General features: G+C 66.9%; 1 protein-coding gene. It reads left to right on the top strand.

Features of this window, described 5'->3' with window-relative positions:
- On the top strand, positions 1-2801 hold a 2801-nt coding region (locus Q4C89_RS14660), incomplete at its 3' end, for an insulinase family protein (protein WP_303103361.1).

The following is a 2801-nucleotide window of genomic DNA, read 5'->3' as shown; positions in this document are numbered from 1 at the left end:
ATGACCCAAACCGCATTCAAGTTGCCCCAGGTGGGGGACAAACTGGGCCGCTACAGCGTGCAGCGCGTGGAAGACCTGCCCGAAATGAGCGGCAAACTGGTGCTGCTCCAGCACGAAAACGGCGCACGCCACGCCCACGTCGCCCGCGAGGACGACAACCTCGCCTTCGGCGTCACCTTTCCCACCGTGCCCAAAGACAGCACGGGCGTGGCGCATATCTTGGAGCACAACGTGCTGATGGGGTCGCAAAACTACCCCGTCCCCGACCCCTTCTTCTCCATGATTCCGCGTTCGCTGAACACCTTCATGAACGCGATGACGGCCAACGACTGGACGACCTACCCCTTTTCCACCCGCAACGTGCAGGACTACTTCAACCTGCTCTCGGTGTATCTGGACGCGACTTTCTTCCCGCTGCTGCGCTACGAGAGCTTCCGGCAGGACGGGCACCGCTTCGAGTTCGAGACGCCCGACGACCCCACCAGCACCCTGAAGCTGCAGGGCGTGGTCTACAACGAGATGAAGGGCGCGATGGCCTCGCCCGGCAGCGTGATGTGGCGGGCGTTCGGCAAGGCGCTCTACCCCGACCTGACCTACGCCAACAATTCGGGCGGCTCACCCGAGAACATTCCGGAGCTGACCTACGAAGACCTGCGGGCCTTCCACGCGGCGCACTACCACCCGTCCAACGCCTACTTCTACAGCTACGGCAATCAGGACTTGGAGCGCGTGCTGGACGCGATTGAAGAGCATGTGATGACCCGCTTCCAGAAGCAGGAACTGGACGTGAGCATTCCCGACCAGACGAACTTCAGCGAACCGCGCCGCGAAGAGGTCAGCTACCCCAGCAGCGACACCGAGCGCGGCGGACAGGTGCTGCTGGGCTGGAAACTGGGCTACGCCAGCGACCCCGACGAGAGCCTGCGCTGGAGCGTGCTGAGCGACGTGCTGCTGGGCAACGCGGGCGCGCCGCTGACCCGTCCGCTGATCGAGTCGGGTTTGGGCGCACAACTGGCCGACTTGACGGGCTACCGCGACGACTTCCGCGAGGCGGCTTTCGCGGTGGGCCTCAAGGGGCTGAGCACCGACAAGGCCGACGCCGTGCAGGAGTTGGTGCTCTCCACCCTGCGCCAGATTGCCGAGGGGGGCATTGACCCCGCCCTCATTGAAGCCAGCCTGCACCAGTTTGAAATTCAGCAGAAGGAAGTCAGCAACGCGGGTTACCCCTACGGCCTGGGCGTGATGTTCCGGCTGCTGGGGCCGTGGCTGACGGGCGGCGACCCCGTGACGGGCCTGCGCCTGGACGCCGAACTGGGCAAGCTCCGCGCCGACCTGCAAGCGGGGCGCGTGTTTGAACCCATGATCGAAAAGTGGCTGCTGCAAAACCCCCACCGCGTGACGCTGGTGCTGACGCCCGACCCCGCGCTGGCGGAGCGCACCGAGCAGGCCGAGCGCGAACTGGTGGAGCGCCTCAGCAAGGACTTTACCGACGAGGACAAGGCCAGAATCGTGCGCGAAAGCCTCAACCTCAAGAACTTGCAGGCGCAGGAATCCGACCCCGACGTGCTGCCCACCCTGGGCCTGGATGACGTGCCCGCGCAGGTCGTCCGTCCCGAGTACACCACCGAGCAGCAGGGCCGCGCCACGATTGGCCGCGTGCCTCAGCCCACGGGCGGCCTGACCTACCTGGACATTCAGGTGCGCTTGCCGCAAGTGCCCGCTGAATTGCTGCGGGTGCTGCCGCTGTACGCCTTCGCCGTGACCCGCAGCGGCGCGGCTGGGCTGGACTACGTGGCGCTGGCCCGCCGCATCGAGGCCGTGACGGGCGGCATCGGCGCAAGCGCGGGCGTCGGCACCGACCCTAGCGACCTGCACAAGTTGCGCCTCTCGGTTACTTTTAGCGGCAAGGCACTGGCCCGCAACGCTGGTGAACTGGTCGGCGTGCTGCGCGACGTGCTGGCAGCCCCCACTTTTGACCGCGAGCGGCTGCGGCAACTGCTAGAGCAGCGGCTGGCGGGCATGAAAGCCAGTGTGGTGAACGCGGGCAATGCCTACGCCGACCGACTGGCGACGGCGCAGGTCAGCCCCGCTGGAGCGATTGAGGAGCAGTTCGGCGGCCTGACCATGCTGGCGACCCTCAAAGACATCGTGGAGGGTGGCAAACTGGACGACCTGCTGGGCCAGTTCGAGCAAATCCGCGCCCTGATTCTGGCGGGTGAGCCGCTGATTTGCCTCACCGCCCTGCCTGGGGACGTGAACCTCGACCTCTCGCCCATCGTGAGCGAGTTCAGCGGCGCGGCGGAGGTGGACCGCCCCCGTCCGGCCCTGGCCCCGCACACGCCGCAAGCCCGCACCACCGACAGCCCGGTGGCCTTCAACGCGGTGGCGTTTCCCGCCGTGCCCTACACCCACCCCGACAGCCCCGCGCTGCTGGTGCTTTCGCGGTTGCTGCGTTCCGAGTATCTGCTCAAGGAAATCCGCGAGAAAGGCGGGGCCTACGGCGGCGGCGCAGGCTACGACGCACGCGGCGGGGTGTTCAGCATGACCAGTTACCGCGACCCGCACGTGGCCCGCACCTATCAGGTCTACCGCGACGCCCGCCAGTTCCTCGACACCGAACTGACCGAGCGCGAGCTGACCGAGGCGATTCTGGGGGCCAGCAAGACGCTTGACCCGCTGACCAGCCCCGACACGGTGGGCCGGATGCGCTTTTTCGGCGACCAGGCGGGCCTGACCCCCGACGTGCAGGAGGCGTACAAGGCGCGGCTGCTGAAAGTCACGCTGGCTGACCTGCGCCGCGT

Origin of the sequence: Deinococcus sp., assembly GCF_030523985.1 — a bacterium.
Taxonomy (GTDB): domain Bacteria; phylum Deinococcota; class Deinococci; order Deinococcales; family Deinococcaceae; genus Deinococcus.
This window is presented reverse-complemented; position numbering and strand designations above follow the sequence as displayed.